The organism is Peptostreptococcus sp. (genome assembly GCF_977045075.1).
Genome location: NZ_CDRRTB010000121.1, coordinates 1 through 3,173 on the forward strand (window position 1 = coordinate 1; position 3,173 = coordinate 3,173).

Consider the following 3,173-nt stretch of genomic DNA (forward strand, 5'->3'; position numbering starts at 1 on the left):
TCACACCAGACAAGCCATATAGAAAGTCAGCCCGTATAGTCGGTGACGTACTAGGTAAGTATCATCCACATGGTGACTCATCAGTTTATATGGCTATGGTAAAGATGGCCCAGGACTTTGCTACTAGGGGACTATTGGTAGATGGTCAGGGTAACTTTGGTAATGTGGATGGAGACAGTCCAGCAGCCATGCGTTATACTGAAGCAAGGATGTCTAGGCTGGCTACAGAACTACTAAGGGATATTGATAAGGAAACAGTTGACTTTGGTCCAAACTTTGACGAATCCCTTCAAGAGCCACTAGTATTGCCTGCTAGGTATCCAAACCTATTAGCAAATGGTTCTAATGGTATAGCTGTTGGTATGGCTACATCTATACCACCTCATAACCTAGGTGAAGTAATAGATGCAACAGTCCACTATATAGATAATAGGGATTGTACTACAGAAGATCTAATGGAACATATAGCTGGACCAGACTTCCCGACTGGTGCTATGATAATTGGTACAGAAGGGATCAAAGAAGCCTACAGGACAGGTAGGGGTAAGGTCAGGGTAAGAGCTAGGGCCGAAATAGAAGAGCTACCAAAGGGAAAGCAGCAGATAGTAATAACAGAAATACCATTCCAGGTCAATAAATCTAGGTTGGTAGAAAGAATAGCAGACCTAGTAAGGGACAAGAAGGTTGAAGGAATATCAGACCTTAGAGATGAAACTAATAGACATGGTATAAGGGTTGTAATAGAGTTAAAGAGGGATGTAAATGCCAATATTATACTAAATAACCTATACAAGCACTCACAGCTAGAGGAGACCTTCTCAATTATAAATCTGGCCATAGTGGACAAGACTCCAAAGGTACTTAACCTAAAGCAGTACCTAGAGTGCTATGTAGACCACCAGAAGGATGTAATCACAAGAAGAACTCAGTTTGAGCTTAAGAAGGCCCAGGCTAGAGCCCATATATTAGAAGGTTTAAAAATAGCCCTAGACAATATAGATAGGGTAATATCAATAATCAGGGGCTCTGAAAATGGTCAGATAGCCAAGGAAAAGCTGATAGAAGAATTTGCCCTATCAGATATACAGGCCCAGGCAATCCTTGATATGAGACTTCAGAGGTTGACAGGTCTAGAAAGAGATAAGATAGATAATGAATACAAGGAATTAATGGAAAGAATAACATACCTAGAATCTATACTAGCTGATGAAAGCAAGTTATTTGGAGTAATAAAGGATGAAATGCTAGCCATTAAGGACAAGTATGCAGATCCAAGAAGGACAGAAATAAAGCCAGCAGAGGGTGAAATAGCCCTAAAAGACCTTTATGAGGAAGAGGAAGTAGCTATAACACTTACCCACCTTGGTTATATAAAGAGGTTGCCTGCCGATACATACAAGAGCCAGAAGAGGGGCGGAAGGGGTATTTCAGCCTTGACTACAAGAGAAGAAGACTTTGTAACAGACTTGATATCTACAACTACCCACTCATTGATGCTATTCTTTACAAATAGGGGTAGGGTCTACAAGCTAAATGCCTATGAGGTTCCAGAAGGTAAGAGGACATCAAAGGGAACAGCTATAGTCAACCTACTACAGCTAAATCCTGGTGAAAAGATAGCAAGGACTATTTCCTTCAATACAGACAGCAAGGAAAATGACGACTTGAAGTATCTACTATTTGTTACAAAGAGTGGTATAGTGAAGAAGACACCTATATCAGACTTTAAGAATATCAACAAGTCTGGCCTAATAGCTATAAACCTAAAAGATGGTGACGAGCTAATAGGTGTAAACAGGACTAGTGGCGAAGAGGATATAATCCTAGTCACTGAAAATGGTATGTCAATCAGATTTAACGAAAATGATGTAAGGGCTATGGGAAGAACAGCGACTGGTGTCAAGGGTATCACCCTATCTAAGGGAGACCAGGTAGTTTCTATGGACCTTATAAGCAATGGATCTGACTTATTAGTAGTAAGTGAAAAGGGCTTCGGCAAGAGGACTGAAACAGAGGAATACAGACCACAAATTAGGGCTGGTAAGGGTATAAAAACATATAATATCAACTCTAAGACTGGCAAACTAGTTGGTGCTACCCTAGTTAACGAGGATGACGAAATGATGATGATAAATTCTAATGGAGTCTTGATAAGGATTAGGGTGAATGAAATATCTATTTTCGGTAGGGTGACTAGCGGTGTTAAACTAATGAAGACAGATGAAGAGGTTGAAGTAGTTTCAATAGCTAAACTAAAGGGAGAAGAGGAATAATATCTAGTAAGATTTGAGTGTTTTAAGGAGGATTTTATGTCGTTAAATATAAAATCGAATTATGAAAATGATTCAAATGAGTGGCTTGTTGCACTAAAGGGTGAACTAGACCTGGCGTGTGCCAACAATCTTAAGGAAGAATTATATAAGGCTGTAGAAGAAAAGTTTGCAGATGTAGTAATTGATATGACTAATCTTGAATATATAGACTCTACAGGTATAGGTGTACTAGTAGGACTTATGAAAAAATTAAGGACTGACGGTAAGGATATAAAGATATCCAATGCCAAGGATAATGTAAAAAGAATTTTTAAGATTACTGGTCTAGACCAGATCATAAACATGGAGGGATAAATTTGGCGTACGATTTAATAAGCATGAATATGTCTGTCAACCCAGATTTTGTATCTGTAATCAGACTAACATTATCAGGTGTAGCTAGCAGGATTGGCTTTTCACTTGATGATATAGAAGATATGAAAGTTTGTGTATCAGAAGCTTGTACAAATGCCATCAAACACAGCAAAAAGGACGAATTTCAGGTTAAGTTTTATGTATATCCTGATAGGTTAACCATTGAGGTTTTAGACGATGGTATAGGTTATGATGTTGATTCTTTAGCATCACCAGACTTAAAAAATCCAAAAACTAGTGGTCTAGGTATATTTATAATAAAGACTCTAATGGATGAGGTTGAAATAAAGTCTTGTGATAAGTGTGGAACTATAATTAAGATGACAAAGTTGGTTGGAGTTGAGGAATAAATGGATTTGATCACAGAAAAAAAATATGAAGAAATGGACGTAAAAGAACTTTTCAAAATTTTTTCTGATGATAAGACAAATGCTGCGGTTAGAAACATACTTATTGAGAAACATCTATACTTGGCAAAAATACTGT

At 37.9% G+C, this 3,173-nt stretch carries 3 protein-coding genes; all 3 read left to right on the forward strand.

Annotation, left to right across the window (positions count from 1 at the left end):
* On the forward strand, positions 1-2,273 hold a 2,273-nt coding region (gene gyrA / locus ACW6OJ_RS07730), incomplete at its 5' end, for a DNA gyrase subunit A (protein WP_456096239.1).
* 36 nt (positions 2,274-2,309) lie between these two features.
* Positions 2,310-2,627, forward strand: a complete 318-nt coding sequence (locus ACW6OJ_RS07735) for an STAS domain-containing protein (RefSeq protein WP_314495130.1) — start codon at positions 2,310-2,312, stop codon at positions 2,625-2,627.
* A gap of 2 nt (positions 2,628-2,629) precedes the next feature.
* Positions 2,630-3,037: an ATP-binding protein gene (locus tag ACW6OJ_RS07740; protein WP_293427663.1), complete on the forward strand. Its 408-nt coding sequence runs from the start codon at positions 2,630-2,632 to the stop codon at positions 3,035-3,037.
* The last annotated feature ends 136 nt before the right edge of the window (positions 3,038-3,173 follow it).